The organism is Mesorhizobium loti (assembly GCF_003148495.1).
Lineage (GTDB): Bacteria > Pseudomonadota > Alphaproteobacteria > Rhizobiales > Rhizobiaceae > Mesorhizobium > Mesorhizobium loti.
In genome coordinates, this window is sequence record NZ_QGGH01000001.1 from 1405487 (window position 1) to 1420266 (window position 14780).

The window sequence follows — 14780 nt, forward strand, 5'->3', positions numbered from 1 at the left end:
CCAAAAGGATGTTGGTTGGTCCGGGCGTCAGCAACAGCCCGCCCAGCGCCAGGAGATCAAGCTTGAGCATCGCAGGCCGTTATCCCGCATCGTGTCCATCGGACCGGACTGTTAGCGGCCGCGGCGCCATGAGTCGAGTTGACACGCATGAGACTTCTCAGCATCTGAATCGCTAAATTGCCATAAACTGCTGTTTTCACGAGGAATAATAGTATGGCCATTGTGCGTCGGGCGGTGGGCGCCGCCATCGCCGGTGGACGAAGGACGGCACGGCGGCTACCCTCTCGAAAGCCGCGATGGTTGGGCGGCAGGCGCTGGGAGTCGTTGCCGTTGGGAAGAATTGCTTCGTGGACGATGGCGCTCGTTCTCACTGTCGTCGCCGTGTGTGTCGGAGCCGGCGCCACGCTTGCCCAGACTTCGCCCGACCCGGCTTCGCCCTCGGCCTTGCCTTCAAAAGAAATATCGGTCGGGATAAAGGAGGCACCGCCTTTCGCGTTCAAGCTGCAGGACGGCAGTTGGTCCGGATTGAGCATCGACCTCTGGCAGAAAATGGCAGGGCGGCTCAATCTTCGCTTCCGCTATGCCGAAGTGCCGACTGTGCAGGACCAGATCGATGGCATTGTCAGCGGCAGGTTCGATGTGGCGATGGCCGCGATCACGGTCACTGCCGACCGCGAAAAGGCCGTCGATTTCACGCAACCCTTTTTCTCGACCGGGCTCGGCATCGCGACACCGCTCAACAATCAACCGTCCTGGCGGCCGGTGCTGCATGCGCTGACCTCGTTCGGCTTCCTGCAAGCGGTACTGGCGCTGATCGTCATATCGGTCGTCGTCGGCGTTCTGATCTGGATGTTCGAACGCCGGCACAATGACGATTTCGGTGGCGGCATCGCCAAGGGCCTGTTTTCCAGCATGTGGTGGTCGACTATCGCCGCGACACAGGCCAGCACCGGCGACTTCGGCCCGCGCACCGTGCCGGGACGGGTGCTGGCCGCGATCTGGATGATGGGATCGATCATTGCGATCGCGGTGTTTACTGCGGGCGTCACATCGGTGCTGACGATAACGCAGATGGAAGGAATGGTGCAGGGCGAGGGCGATCTTGCCGCGGTCAGGGTCGGCGCGGTGCAGAGCTCGTCGACGGCCTCCTATCTGGATTCGACCCAGATACGCTATCAGGATTTTGCCTCCGTCAAGGAAGGCCTCGATGCGCTGCGTGCCGGCAAGATCGATGCGCTGGTTCACGACAAACCACTGCTTAGCTGGCTGGTGGGGCAGAACTACGCGACGAGCCTCCAAGTTCTCGACGCGACCTTCGACCACCAGCAATATGCTATGGCGCTGCCGCTCGGCAGCCCGTTGCGCAAGCCACTCGATGTCGCCTTGCTACAGACCGTCGAAAGCGATTGGTGGAAGCAGGCCGTTTTCCAGTATCTGGGCGAAAAGTAGCCCGGCGGGAACCTGCGCCCGTGACGCGCAAGAGTTGACGGCTGTCGTTCACTGGTTCAGGTCGACCGGTGTCACTCCAAGAAGCTTCAGGGCGTTGGCGAAGGTCCTGATGCCTTGTGCCTGCTTGCGCTCGGCACAAAACCGGTTCGCCTTGTCCTGGAGCGCGGTTGCCTCGGCGATCTCCCTGGCGTTGGCTCCGGGGTCGGCTTTCGTTTGAATGGCCCCGTCGAGTTGAAGACCGAGCCGGCTGCAATATTCGCTTCGGGTAACCGCCGCTGCCGCACCCGGCTGCGCGACCGCAAGCATGGCAAGCGAAATGCCTGTCAGGGCCCCTATCCATCCGGTCGAACGTCGTTGCATGTTTCGGGACCATCCCTTGGCGTTGTGCCGCGGCCCGCTTCGGCCGCCGCGGGGATGGTTATGACAGGGGATTTTTTCGCCAGTTTTTCCGGAGTGTTGAATCTTGTTTCTGGAGTGTGTCTGGCGGGTTTTCCCTTCTCTCACAAGGGAGAAGGAAGAGCGTTCCGCGGTCTGCGGCGCTTGCGCCTCTTCCTTTGCGGCCATCCTTCGCGTAAGGCGCCGGGCAAATCCTTTCATCGCAGGCTCAGCCCCGGAAACCGCATGATCAGACTGGAAAGCATCAGCAAGCAGAACGGCCGTCAGCTTGTCTTCATCGAAGCGTCGGCGTCCCTGCAGAAGGGTGAGAAGATCGGCCTCGTCGGCCCCAATGGCGCCGGCAAGACGACGCTGTTTCGCATGATCACCGGCCAGGAGCAGCCCGACGAAGGCCAGGTGCAGGTCGATCGTGGCGTCACCATCGGCTATTTCAGCCAGGATGTCGGCGACATGGAAGGCCACAGCGCTGTCGCCGAAGTGATGAACGGCGCCGGTCCGGTCTCTGAAGTCGCGGCTGAAATGGCAGCGCTCGAGGCGGCCATGGCCGATCCCGACCAGGCCGACCAGATGGACGAGATCATCGAAAAATATGGCGAGGCACAGCACCGCTTCGAGGAGCTCGACGGCTATGCGCTCGACGGCCGCGCCCGCGAGGTGCTCGACGGTCTCGGCTTCTCGCAGGAGATGATGGACGGCGATGTCGGAAAACTCTCTGGCGGCTGGAAGATGCGCGTCGCGCTGGCGCGCATTCTGCTGATGCGGCCCGACGCCATGCTGCTCGACGAGCCGAGCAACCATCTCGACCTGGAAAGCCTGATCTGGCTGGAATCCTTCCTGAAGAATTATGACGGCGCGCTGCTGATGACCTCGCATGACCGCGAGTTCATGAACCGCATCGTCAACAAGGTGGTCGAGATCGATGGCGGTTCGCTGACCGCCTATTCGGGAGACTACGAATTCTACCAGCAGCAGCGTGCCATCGCCGACAAGCAGCAGCAGGCGCAGTTCGAGCGCCAGCAGGCCATGCTGGCCAAGGAGATCGCCTTCATCGAGCGCTTCAAGGCACGCGCCTCGCATGCCGCCCAGGTGCAGAGCCGGGTGAAGAAGCTGGATAAGATCGATCGCGTCGAGCCGCCCAAGCGCCGCCAGACCGTTTCCTTCGATTTCCAGCCGGCGCCGCGCTGCGGCGAGGATGTCGTCACGCTGAAGAACGTCCACAAGGGCTATGGCAGCCGCTCCATCTATGAGGGGCTCGACTTCCAGGTCCGCCGCCGCGAACGCTGGTGCATCATGGGCGTCAATGGCGCCGGCAAGTCGACGCTTCTGAAGCTGGTCGCCGGCGCTTCCGACCCCGACACCGGCACGGTCGCGCGGGGGCCTAGCGTGAAGATGGGCTATTTCGCTCAGCACGCCATGGAAGTGCTGGAAGGCGAGCGCACCGTGTTCCAGACGCTGGAAGATGCATTCCCCCAGGCCGGTCAGGCGCCGCTCAGGGCACTTGCCGGCTGCTTCGGCTTTTCCGGCGACGAGATCGAGAAGAAGTGCCGCGTTCTGTCAGGCGGCGAGAAGGCGCGGCTGGTGATGGCACTGATGCTGTTCGACCCGCCCAACCTGCTGGTGCTGGACGAGCCGACCAACCATCTCGACATCGCCACCAAGGAGATGCTGATCACCGCGCTCTCGCAGTATGAAGGCACCATGCTGTTCGTCTCGCACGATCGGCACTTTCTGGCAGCCCTTTCCAACCGCGTGCTGGAGCTGACGCCCGAAGGCATCCACACCTATGGCGGCGGCTATACGGAATATGTCGAGCGCACCGGGCAGGAAGCGCCGGGGTTGAGGAGCTAAGGACCTGCGGCTATTGCCCCACGACGGTCATCCGGTCGGTGTCCAAGCATCGCGGCGATCTGCTTGTGGGAAGAAGAGTTCTGTGTACTCTCCACAATGCTTAGGAAGGGCTTCGGGATGAGAATTGCCATGACCGTCGCATTGGCCGCGACAGTTGCTGGATGCGCGACCTCTCCGGTCGATTATGGGGCGTCGCTTTCGCAGCAGGACCAGAAATGGGCGTCGCCGCAATGCCAGCAAGCCAGGGCGGCGGCTTTGGACTACGACGCTCGCGAAAAACAGCACCCGGGTTGGGCATTCGTCGCGCTTGGCCCGTACGGGTTGGGGATACTGGCAGCCGTCAAGGAGCACGAGCAGAAGCAACGAAAGTTGGTCGCCCGCGAGGTGCACTTGCAATGCTCAAGCCTACCGCTGCCGCAGGAGCTGCAGGGCGATTTGAACCCTGCGAGGGTAAATCAGAAATATCCATAGTCACGCGACAGTCTCCTTCGCGACGAAGCGGAGGTGCCAGCGAAGGGCTCCCAGAAAGGCCCGCATCAGCCGGTCGGTTGCTTGCCGGCGTTGACCGCCAATTGCGCCTCAAAGGCACGCTTGTAGGCGGGCCGCGCTTCGCCGCGGGTGACATAGGCGGAGAGGTTCGGATAGTCGTCCAGGATACCCGAGGCTCTCAACCGGAGCAGCACCGACACCATCATCAGGTCGCCGGCGCTGAACGTGCCATCGAGCCAGTCGGCATCGCCAAGGCGACGGGAAAGTTGGCCAAGCCGGTTACGGACGCGATCCTCGACGAGAGGCATGCGTTGCGCGGTCCAGGACTTGTCGGCCTCATGGATCCTGGCGGTTGCGAGCTCAAGGATCGGCGGCTCCACCGTGCTGAGCGCGGCGAACATCCATGTGATCGCACGCACCCGGGCATTCGCGTCGTCCGGCAACAGGCCTGCATGGCGCTCCGCGATATGGAACACGATCGCCCCCGTCTCGAACAAGCCGAGATCGCCTTCTTCGTAGGTCGGAATCTGCCCGAAAGGATGAAGCGCCAGATGTGCGGGTTCCTTCATCGCCCTGAACGAAACAAGACGAACCTCGTAGGGTTGGCCCACTTCTTCCAGCGCCCAGCGAACGCGCGTATCACGCGCCAGTCCCTTGCCGCCATCGGGCGACCGTTCAAAGGCTGTGATGGTGGCAGTCATTGGAAAGCTCCGGGGTTGTCAGGTGTCCAGTTCTTGGCTTTGCCTCCAGAGGACGAACGACCGGCGCTACTCCCGACACCTTACCTCGTTTTAGCCATGGGATTTCGCGTGCCGAACCTTTTCGGGTTCGCCAAACCACCGCGATGCGGCCTGCGCAGCTCCCTCCAGGTCAGGCTCAGCGTCAGCGGCCCAGGCGACGAAGCCATCGGGGCGCACGAGGACAGCGCTCAAGCCGAGCCGATCCTTGGCGTCGCTTGCGGCATAGGCGATCCGCCCGCTCCAGCGGCTTGCAAGCGCCTGAAGGGGAGGGCTGACGTCGAAGCACAGAAGCAGGCCTTGCCCGTTCCTGAGGCGTTCTCCCAGCCTCGTCCCGTCGACCAGCTCGAAGTCCGGTGCGCTGCGGCCCACCAGTGGGTGGCTGCCGTCAAGATCGTAGCGGAGAGAGACGCCCCAGACGCGCTCGGCGAAGTATGTCGCGCCGTCGCGCGTGTCGACGAGATCACGGATGATGGCTTCGAGCGCACGCGAACTCCGGCTCGGCCGCATGAGCGCGACCTGGGCGCGCGACCAGTCGAGGACCTGCGCTCCCACTGGATGCCGTTCGTTCAAATAGCTGTCGAGCAGACCGGCGGGCGCATCGCCACGGATCGTTGAAGCCAGCTTCCAGCCGAGGTTCATCGCGTCGCCGAGCCCGAGATTGAGTCCCTGGCCACCCAGGGGGGAATAGATGTGCGCGGCGTCACCGGCGAGCAGCACCCGCCCCTTGCGGTAAGCGGTCGCCTGGTAGGCTCGATCCGTCCAGGTGGTGGCCAGCCGGAGCGCCGTCACCGTGACGTCGGTGCCGGAAATATGCCGCAACACTGCCTGCACCCGGTCAAGCGTGACCGGCTGGGTTCGGTGGAACGCGCCGCCGTCGAAATCGACCATCGCGATCACCCCGGGCGGCGCGTAAGTATACATGCCGGTCGGCGTGTAGTGGCGGCCCGGTTTGAGCTTGTCGGGATCGGCCATCTCGACCTCGACGGAATAGCCGGTGAATTCGGGATCGGTGCCGACGAACTCAAAGCCGCCAGCCTTGCGAACCGTGCTGCGGCCGCCATCGCAACCGACGAGCCAGCGTCCGCGAAAAGCCTTGCTGCCGGCGCGAACGGTCACGTCCTCGTCCGACTGGTCGAGGTCTTCGACGCCGACGCCGCGCCTGATCTCGACCCCCATCGCGCTTGCGCGGGCGGCCAGGGCGGCTTCGAGGGTCTCCATCTCGACCGCCATGCTGGTGCCGGCCGGACCTGGCAGGCGATACGACCACTTCGAGGCATCGATGCTGTCGTGGTAGAACTGGATGCCGGCAAAATGGCCGCCGGGGCGGCGCGCCTGCTGCATCCAATGGGCGCCAGCCGAAGCGCTGCCCGCGTCGTCTTTCGTGCGTTGCGGCGCCGCGATGTCGTTCAGCAGCCCGCGACGGTGGAAAGCTTCAAGAGTGGGCGCTGACAGGCCACGCATGCCGAACGGAAGCCGCTTCAACGGGGAGCGCGGGTCCTCGGCCTGCTCCAGCACCAGGACCCGGAGGTTCGCGAGGCGCAGTTCGCAGGCGAGAAACAAGCCGACGGGACCGGCTCCGGCAATTACGACGTCATAGAGAGGGGAATGTCGCTCATACATGGAAGACTCCTTGGTCGATGTTCGACCGGAGCGTTCCTCAAGCTTGAGCACCACACGGACGAACGATTGAACGCTTGGCAAGCGTCCGATGTTCGTCGTGGGGATCTCGTGCACGAAGCCAAAGACCAGAGCTTTCCCTGGCGAAGAATTTCGCCTGCGAAAGGACTTGGGCTTACCAAACCAAGTCTGCCTTTTCCGACACGGGCTATATAACGATGTGGCGATTGATCCGCAACGGGTGGCGGTGGTGAAGAGGGTAGTGCCATCGGCCCAAACATTGACTGCCCGAAAGCCGCCTTTCGCTTGGCTGCCGTCCGGTCGTCGGGCGGTTGGACGGTCAGCTCAGCACCTCATTGAGAAACCTGGCCGCCTCGGCGAGGCCGGTGTTCGAAACCTGGTGGCCCAGACCGGGTTCAATCGACGTCCTGGCATGGACACCGGCCGCCGTCAGCAGCTCCGCCGCTCGCACACTCTCGCTTGACGGCATGACCGGATCGGCGCCGCCGTGAATCAGGAGCAATGGGGTGCCGGTTGCAGGGACAAGCGGCGCTGGGGACGCCAGCCGCCCCGAGAAAGCGACCACCGCCCCGACAGGCCAGCGCCCGCTGGCCAGTGCGTCGAGCGCCACGATGGAGCCTTGGGAAAACCCCAGCAGCACAACGCGGTCAACGGCATTCGAAAATCCATGTTGCTCGATCAGATTGGCGATGACCGCGTCAAAGCCGGGCCGCGCCGCAACGACGCGCTCCGGCCGATTGACCTCGGTAACGCCGATGACGCTAAACCACTCACGGCGCGGGCCGCTGCCGCCTGGCGCATCGGGGCTTTCGAAGACGAAGCTGGGCAGTGCGGGTGCCAGCGCCCGCCCAAGCGCTGCCATATTGGCGCCGTTGCTGCCGACGCCGTGCAAAAGAATGACCAGGCCGCGATCCATCAGTGCTGTCCTGTCACGGAGACGGGTGCGAGGCCCGACAGGTCGGGCCCTTTCGGCACGATGCCGTTAGGGTTGAGAGCCTTGATCGAATAGTAGCCGGCCTTGATGTGCTCGATGCTGACGGTCTCAGCGACGCCCGACACGGCCAGAATCGCGGCCAGATAGGCACTCAGCGCCGGATAGTCGACCAGGCGCCGCAGATTGCATTTGAACAGGCCATGATAGGCGGCATCAAACCGTACCAGCGTGACGAACAGCCTGATGTCGGCCTCGGTAAGGGCGTTGCCGAGGAGGAAGGGGCCACCTTTGCCGAGCCGGGCCTCAAGGATCTCCAGCATCGAGAACACATCGTCGAAGGCTTCTTCGTAGGCGATCTGAGTGGTGGCGAAGCCGGCGCGATAGACGCCGTTGTTGAGCCGCGGATAGATATCGGCGTTGAGCGCGTCGATCTCGGCCCGCAGCGGTGCAGGATAGAGATCCGGCCCGCTGGCGAGGTCACCGAAGCCTGAATTGAACATGCGCACGATGTCGGCGCTCTCATTGTTGACGATGGTGCCCAGCTGTTTGTCCCAAAGCACCGGCACGGTGGCCCGCCCGGTATAGAGCGGGTCGGCCCTGGTGTAGATTTCATGCAGATGGCGGGCACCGTTTATGTCGTCCGGGCCAGTGCCGGGATAGCCGCCGAACGCCCAGCCTTCATCATCCAGGTGAGGGTTGACGATGCTGACGGAAATGGCGTCCTCGAGCCGCTTGAGCTTGCGCGCGATCAGCGTGCGGGATGCCCAGGGGCAGATGAGCGCGACATAGAGATGATAGCGGCCCGCTTCGGCGGCGAAGCCCGCATCACCCGTCGGCCCGGCGCTGCCGTCGGGCGTCACCCAGTTGCGAAAGCCGGAAATCTGCCTGACGAAGCCGCCTTTGGCATCGGTGGCCTGCACCGGCTGCCAGTTGGCCGTCCATTTTCCTTCAATGAGCATAGTCTTCGTCCTTCACCGCAATCGCCGGGGGATTGTCCACGGGTGCAGCGGCGCGTCACTTGGGCGATATCAAGTGACGCGTCGCGGCTTGCTATTTGTTGCCTTATGTCGCTCTCCGGCCATCGTCGCCGGGGAGCGATGAGTGCCTGGGTTATTAGATGCCGACCCAGGTCGGAGCGATATTGGTGCCTTTACCCTGGCCATAGCCGAGCCCAATGTTGAGAGCGGCCACGGCTTCAATGTTGCGCGACGCTGCCAGGGGACCGGCGACGATGGCCTTGAGGCCGGCTGAATTCACCAGCGCCTCGACCTCGGTGACAGCGTCGGCGTCGTCGCCTGCGAGCAGTACCGTTGCCGGGATGTCGGCGACCTGGCCGCCATTCTGCAGCACCGAGGCAAACAGCGTATTGAAGCCTTTAACCACCTTGGCCCGCGGGGCGAGCCGCGCGATTTCTTCCGCGGCGCTGGTCGAAAAGCCGATGGCCAGGCCGGAAAAATCGGCCTTCATGGGATTGGTCAGGTCAACGACGATCTTGCCCGCCAGGTCGCCAGCCGCCTTCACCACTTCGGCCGCGGCGCTGTACGGCACGGCGAGGAAGATGATGTCGGCCTTGGCCACGGCATCCCGGATCGAGGCGGCGGAGACGGTGCCGCTAAAGCCAGCGGCGACCGAAGCGGCCTCCGAGGGATCGCGCGAGCCGAAGACCACGGCGTTGCCGGCGCGTGAAAAGACCGTGGCGAGGCCTTTGGCCATATTGCCGGTACCGATGATTGCGAGTGTCATGTTCTGTGCTCCTGTCAGCTTTGCCCTGCGGCGATGACGGGAATATGCATCTGTTCCGGATCGATTATTATCCAGCAAAATTGCAGAAGATTTCTTCCAAAATGGAAAGTCTACCAACCTTGGTCCCAGGGCGGGCTGTCCTGGAAATGCGAGACCAGGAAATCCACCATCACCCGCACCTTGGCCGCCAGGTGCCGGCCGGTGGTGTAGACGGCCCAGAGAGCCATCGGGTCGGCCTCGTGGTCGGCCAGCACCGGAATGAGCTGGCCGCTCCGAATGCGCTCGCCGGCGACGAAGCTCGGACCCTGCACCAGACCCAGACCGATCGCAGCCGCGGCCGCACAGGCCTCGGCGTTGGAAAAGCGCAGCCGGCCGCGGATTGGCACCGTCAAGCCGTGGGCAAAACGCCAGCTGGCCCCGTCGGCGAAGTTGGTGTCGAGAATGCAGGCGTGTCCGGCAACGTCCTCGGGACGATCCGGAGCACCAAATGCCGTGAGATAGGATGATGCTGCCGTCGTCACCAGCCGGATCGGGCAAAGCTTTCGCGCAATGAGGCTGCTGTCGCGCAAGGTGCCGATGCGCAAGGCAAGGTCGAAACCTTCCTCCACCAGATTGACCATGCGATCGGAGAACGACACGTCGAGCTCGATCAGCGGATGCGCCCGCGCGAATTCGGCCAAAAGCGGCGCAAGGACCTGGGTGCCAAAAGTAATCGGCACGGACATGACCAGCCGCCCCCGCGGTTCCCCAGAAGCGCTGCGGATGGTGGAATCGAGTTCGTCCATTTCTTCGAGCAGGCCTTTGATCCGCTCGAAATAGGCGCGGCCGGCTTCCGTGGGCGATACGGAGCGGGTCGTGCGGTGGAGCAACTGCACGCCCAGTTCTTCCTCGAGCCGGGAAACCAGCTTGGACGCCTGGCCCGAACTCACGCCGAGCTTTTGCGCCGCGCCGGACAGGCTGCGGCGCTCAATGACCGCGACGAACATCCGGTCGCATGCCAGTCTGTCCATACTGGGGAACCTCAAGCGCGGAGACTCTTTGAGCACCCACCATAATCGCAAACAGTGCGAAGGGTTTTATGAAATACGGTCGGATCTTGGACGAGTTTCTCGATGGCGATCGGCGCGAAGCGGACAAATTAGCCCGCGGCTAGCCATTTGCGCGACTGGGCGAAAGCCTTGAAGGCCTTGGCCTCCATCGGGCGGCCAAAAAAGTAGCCTTGCAGGATATCGCAGCCGAGCTCTTTCAGGATGCGTGCATGCTCCATCGTCTCAACGCCTTCGGCAACCACCTCGATGCCGAGCGATTTGCCGATCTCGATGATCGACGCCACCAGGTGCCGCTGCGCCATCGAGCCGGTGATGGGCGTGATCAGTTGGCGGTCGATCTTGAGGCGGCGCGGCCGCAGCTTGAGCAGCGAGACGATCGAGGCATAGCCGGTGCCGAAATCGTCGATCTCGATGTCGATGCCGAGATCCTTGATGTGCTCGATGTTCCAGGTGACCAGATCATCGTTCTCGTCGAGGAAGATGGACTCCACCAGCTCGAACGATACGGTTCCCGGCTTGATGGCGAGCTTGCGCAGGCCCTCGATCAAGTCCTTGTCCTCCAGGCGCCTGGCCGAGACGTTGACCGACACGCGCGGGATGTTGAGATGGCTGTGCGACCAACGCTCGAAATTCTCCAGCGCGTGTTTGAGGACGATGCGGTCGATCAACGCCACGACATTGAGCTCTTCGGCCACCTTCAGGTAGGCGTCGGGGGCCAGGATGCCGCGTTGCGGATGCTTCCAGCGCGACAACGCCTCGACGCCGACGATCTCGAGCGTCCTGGCGTCGAACTGCGGCTGATAGTAGGCGATGAATTCGTTCCGCTCCAGCCCGCCCAGGATCTCATCGGCGATCTGCTTGGTCCGCACGATCTCGCTCTGCAGCTCTTCGTTGAAGAACTCGTAGCGGTTGCGGCCTCGGCTTTTCGCCCGGTAGAGCGCGAGATCGGCGTTGACGAGCAGTTGCCTGGCATCGACGCCACTGTTGGCGGCAATGCCGATACTCACTCCGAACCGGCACGGATGGCCGCGATAGTCGACAGGCTGGCGCATCGCCTCGATGATGCGGTCGGCGAGCGCCGAGAGCTGGTCGTCGTCAAGCCCATGGCTCACCACGACGAACTCGTCGCCGCCGATGCGCGCAACGAAATCGGCTGCGTCCGCATTGGCCTTGATGACATTCGAGGCATGCATCAGCATGGCATCGCCGGCGGCGTGGCCGAGCGTGTCGTTGATTTGCTTGAAGCGGTCGAGGTCGAGATGCAGCAGCGCCGTGTGGCGGTCGGGTTCGCCATTTTCGGCCAGCAGCTCATCGAGATAGCGGCGATTGGGCAGGCCAGTGAGCGAATCGTGCAGTGCCGCATGCTCGATATGCGCCTTGGCAAGATTAAGCTCGGCGTTCTTCGATTCCGTCAATTGGCGCTCGCGCACAAGGGTCTCGTTGAGCAGCACGTCGCTGGTCACGTCCCATTCGGCGCCGATCAGCTTTGGCGTGCCGTCGATATCCTGGAAGAAACTGGCGCGCGTGCGCACATGGCGGACCGTGCCGTCGGGGCGCAGGAGCCGGTATTGTGAGGAGTAGAGGCCTTTTTTCGCGGCGGCCGAATCGAAGTCCCGCTTGGCCCGCTCGATGTCTTCGGGATGGATCGCCTGCGCCCAGTCATCATAACCGCGTGGCTTGCCGTCGGCTGGCTTGCCGTAGATTTCGTTGACGCGGTCATCCCACACCATTTCGTTGGTGGCGAGGTCGTGTTCCCAAACGCCGATGCCCGAGGCTTCCAGCGCCAGCTCCAGGCGCCCGGACAGGCGTCTCAGCTCGGCATAGTGTTTCTGCCTTTCACCGAACAGCCGCCCGGCAACGAGGATAGGCAGCACCACCAGCGCGCCAGCGAGCGCCATGAGCGCCCTCAGCAGCCACTCATTCTTCGGCGCAGCCGGCCAGCCACCCTTGGGTATGGCCGAAATCCGCCAGGAGCCTGAAGGCAACTGCACATCGGCAGACACGGGGTTGCCGGCCACGACATTGTCGCCGCCAAAGAAACGTTTGCCGCCGCCGCCGAGCGCATCCGCGCCGGTGAGCGCGACATCGATGTCGAGTTCCGAGTTGGTCAGCCCGCTCGCCGCGTAGAGCCGGTCGACATCGACCACTGCCGAGACGATGCCCCAGAAGCGGCTGCCGCCGCCCGCCGTCGGCACGAAGACCGGAATGCGCCCGATGAAGCCGCGCCCGCCTTGCGCCAGATCGACCGGCCCGGCAAACACCAGCACGTGCTGGTCGCGCGCCCGAAGCGCTGCCCTGCGTTGCGCCTCGTTCTTGCGATAGTCGAGCCCGATCGCCTTCTCGTTGCCTTCCATCGGGTACATCAGCGAGATGACGAGGTCGGGCGCGCCGGCGATGTTGCGCAATTGCGATTTCTGCTGGAACAGATTGCCCGCGAGCGAGGCAAATCTCTGCTGGCCCATATAGGGCTCCGTGACGATGATCGAGACGAGGCCCTGAACAAGCTGGAGATTTCCGCCTATGTTGCCTTCGAGCTTGGCGCGGATGATGTTGACCTTGGCCAGCACATCGGCGCGCGCCAGCTGATCCGAGACCCTGCTGTTTTGCTGGTCGGCAAAGACGGCGCAGACCAAAAGCACGACAAAAGCAATCGCCGCCGGCAAATTGGCGGAAGAAAAAACGGCCTGTCTCACGCGGCCGAGACTGAGTTCCGTTGTAACCAATTCGACCCGAATACCTTTCCTGAACAACAGCCCACTGGTCGAATCTAGTAGCAAACGCTTAAATTTGCCCTTCCAGGCTGGCGGGAAGTTTCAGCATCTATCGGTGTTGAGGGATCTCGAGCGTCCGTTGTTGGACCATGCGACACCTTGTAGATTGGAACGACACCTTGGAGATGGAACATGGCGCTCAGGCGGATGGACAACGTGGGGATCGTCGTCGAAGACATCGGAGAGACGATTGATTTCTTTCGCGAACTCGGCCTCGAGCTCGAAGGGCGGGCCACGATCGAAGGAGAGTGGGCCGGACGTGTCACTGGACTGGGCGATCAGCATGTCGAGATTGCCATGATGCGCACGCCGGACGGCCACAGCCGGCTCGAGCTCTCCCGTTTCCTCACGCCGCCTGTCGTCGAGATCACCGGAACGCCCCGGTCAACGCCCTAGGCTACCTCCGGGTCATGTTCACCGTGGACGACATCGACGAGACGCTTGAAAGGCTCCGCAGGCGCGGCGCGCAGCTCGTCGGTGAAGTCGTGCAGTATCTAGACGCGTATCGGCTCTGCTACATCCGTGGGCCTGGAGGGCTTCTCATCGGCCTCGCCCAAGAACTCAGTTGAGCGCAATACGAAGACAAATGGCAGGAGTGACCAATGTTAGCGAGCGTGTCCGAGGCTGCCTGCCTGTTCGAGGTCCCTCCCTCCACGGTCGGCCGCGTTCTCGCTAAGCTCGATTAGGTCGTCAACCCGGGCCGGGACGCCCGCGAAAGCCGCCGTCAGCAGCCTTTAATGGACCTGCTCTAAAGATCCGCCTCGGCGAAGATGCGCGATGCCCAGTCGAGGAAGACGCGAAGGCGTGGCGACAGCTGCCTGTTCTGCGGGTAAAGCGCCGACAGCGGCGTTGGCGATGGCGGGCAGTCGGCCAGCACCTCGACGAGCGTCCCATCGACGAGATCCTTCTCGAAGCGATAGCGCGGCGCCTGGATGAGGCCGAGGCCAAGCCGCGCCAGATCGGCGGCAGTGTCGGAATTGTTGGCCGCGACGCGCCCCGGCAGCCGGACCTCAAGGGTCTTGCCGGCGACGGTGAATTCGAACGGAAGGGTCTCGCCGGTGCGCGACGAGACGAAACCCACCGCCTGGTGGCCATCGAGCGCACCGGGGGAGGCGGGCGTGCCGTGGCGTTCGAGATAGGCAGGGCTGGCGCAGGTGATCTCGCGGATGACAGCCAGGCGGCGCATGATCATGCCGCTGTCGGGCGGCTCGCCGACGCGTATGACGCAGTCGACGCCTTCGCGCACGAGATCGACCAGCCGGTCGCTCTGGCCGATCTGCAGGTCGATTCTGACATAGCGGGCGAGAAACTGCGGCAGGCGCGGCAAAAGGAACGTGCGGGTGAGCAGCGTGCTGGCGTCGATGCGCAGCAGGCCGAAAGGCTCGGCGTTGCGGAAGGCGGCCTCGGCGTCCTCGATCTCGGCCAGGATCGACAGGCAGCGCCGATAGTAGGCTTCGCCGTCCTGCGTGGCGTTCACCTGCCGTGTCGTTCGTTCCAGAAGCCGCGCGCCGAGATGCACTTCCAGCCGCCGGATCGCTTCCGTCGCGGTTGAACGCGGCAGGCCGAGATCGGCCGCGGCAGCGGTGAAGCTGCGCCGCTCCAGAACGCGAACAAACAGCCGCATCGTGTCCAGTCGATCCATGGCCATTGTTCGCAGTTTCCGAATAGTGATGTCAATAGGCGGCTGATTATCCGGAATGTGGCATGGCCTATATCCGTGTCA

At 63.3% G+C, this 14780-nt stretch carries 12 protein-coding genes and 1 pseudogene; 4 read left to right on the top strand and 9 right to left on the bottom strand.

Annotated features, from left to right (window positions below; all coding sequences use genetic code 11):
• Positions 1 to 330 precede the first annotated feature (330 nt).
• Entirely contained in the window at positions 331 to 1449 is a 1119-nt protein-coding gene (locus tag C8D77_RS07205; RefSeq protein ID WP_245951659.1) for a transporter substrate-binding domain-containing protein, read from the top strand.
• A 48-nt stretch (positions 1450 to 1497) separates the two neighbouring features.
• On the opposite strand, the gene C8D77_RS07210 is transcribed toward C8D77_RS07205, so the two are convergent.
• The gene (locus C8D77_RS07210; protein ID WP_164757661.1) at positions 1498 to 1809 is read right to left on the bottom strand and encodes a hypothetical protein; all 312 of its coding nucleotides are present in this window, start codon (positions 1807 to 1809) and stop codon (positions 1498 to 1500) included.
• Between the two features lie 261 nt (positions 1810 to 2070).
• Here C8D77_RS07210 and C8D77_RS07215 point away from each other — a divergent pair, with 261 nt between their 5' ends.
• Together C8D77_RS07215 and C8D77_RS07220 are read left to right on the top strand one after the other, a co-directional pair.
• Positions 2071 to 3693 (top strand): ABC-F family ATP-binding cassette domain-containing protein, encoded by a 1623-nt coding sequence (locus tag C8D77_RS07215; protein WP_109660593.1) that lies wholly within the window; start codon positions 2071 to 2073, stop codon positions 3691 to 3693.
• A 117-nt stretch (positions 3694 to 3810) separates the two neighbouring features.
• On the top strand, positions 3811 to 4164 hold the full coding sequence (locus C8D77_RS07220; RefSeq protein WP_109661393.1) for a hypothetical protein: 354 nt from the start codon (positions 3811 to 3813) through the stop codon (positions 4162 to 4164).
• Between the two features lie 65 nt (positions 4165 to 4229).
• Here the strand turns inward: C8D77_RS07220 and C8D77_RS07225 are convergent, their stop codons facing one another.
• The 7 genes from C8D77_RS07225 to C8D77_RS07255 all read right to left on the bottom strand — a co-directional run bounded on the left by C8D77_RS07225 (position 4230) and on the right by C8D77_RS07255 (position 12979).
• A complete protein-coding gene (locus tag C8D77_RS07225; RefSeq protein WP_109660594.1) occupies positions 4230 to 4883 on the bottom strand; it encodes a glutathione S-transferase family protein in 654 nt (217 codons plus the stop codon).
• Positions 4884 to 4973: 90 nt separating this feature from the next.
• On the bottom strand, positions 4974 to 6542 hold the full coding sequence (locus C8D77_RS07230) for an FAD-dependent monooxygenase (protein WP_109660596.1): 1569 nt from the start codon (positions 6540 to 6542) through the stop codon (positions 4974 to 4976).
• A 337-nt stretch (positions 6543 to 6879) separates the two neighbouring features.
• Positions 6880 to 7476, bottom strand: coding sequence for an alpha/beta hydrolase (locus tag C8D77_RS07235; RefSeq protein WP_109660598.1), 597 nt, complete (start codon positions 7474 to 7476; stop codon positions 6880 to 6882).
• Positions 7476 to 8453, bottom strand: coding sequence for a glutathione S-transferase family protein (locus C8D77_RS07240; protein ID WP_109660600.1), 978 nt, complete (start codon positions 8451 to 8453; stop codon positions 7476 to 7478). Before C8D77_RS07240 ends, C8D77_RS07235 begins: the two co-directional genes overlap by 1 nt.
• Before the next feature lie 154 nt (positions 8454 to 8607).
• Positions 8608 to 9354, bottom strand: a complete 747-nt coding sequence (locus C8D77_RS07245; protein WP_342770032.1) for an NADPH-dependent F420 reductase — start codon at positions 9352 to 9354, stop codon at positions 8608 to 8610.
• Positions 9348 to 10247 carry a LysR family transcriptional regulator gene (locus C8D77_RS07250; RefSeq protein WP_109660604.1) on the bottom strand — a complete coding sequence of 300 codons (900 nt, stop codon included), beginning with the start codon at positions 10245 to 10247 and terminating at the stop codon, positions 9348 to 9350. The genes C8D77_RS07245 and C8D77_RS07250 overlap by 7 nt, the downstream gene beginning before the upstream one ends.
• A 128-nt stretch (positions 10248 to 10375) precedes the next feature.
• Complete coding sequence (locus tag C8D77_RS07255; protein ID WP_206438742.1) at positions 10376 to 12979, bottom strand: bifunctional diguanylate cyclase/phosphodiesterase; 2604 nt, start codon at positions 12977 to 12979, stop codon at positions 10376 to 10378.
• Between the two features lie 210 nt (positions 12980 to 13189).
• Here C8D77_RS07255 and C8D77_RS07260 point away from each other — a divergent pair.
• A pseudogene (locus C8D77_RS07260) lies at positions 13190 to 13626 on the top strand (VOC family protein).
• Between the two features lie 179 nt (positions 13627 to 13805).
• On the opposite strand, the gene C8D77_RS07265 reads toward C8D77_RS07260, so the two are convergent.
• Complete coding sequence (locus tag C8D77_RS07265) at positions 13806 to 14699, bottom strand: LysR family transcriptional regulator (protein WP_109661397.1); 894 nt, start codon at positions 14697 to 14699, stop codon at positions 13806 to 13808.
• Positions 14700 to 14780 lie beyond the last annotated feature (81 nt).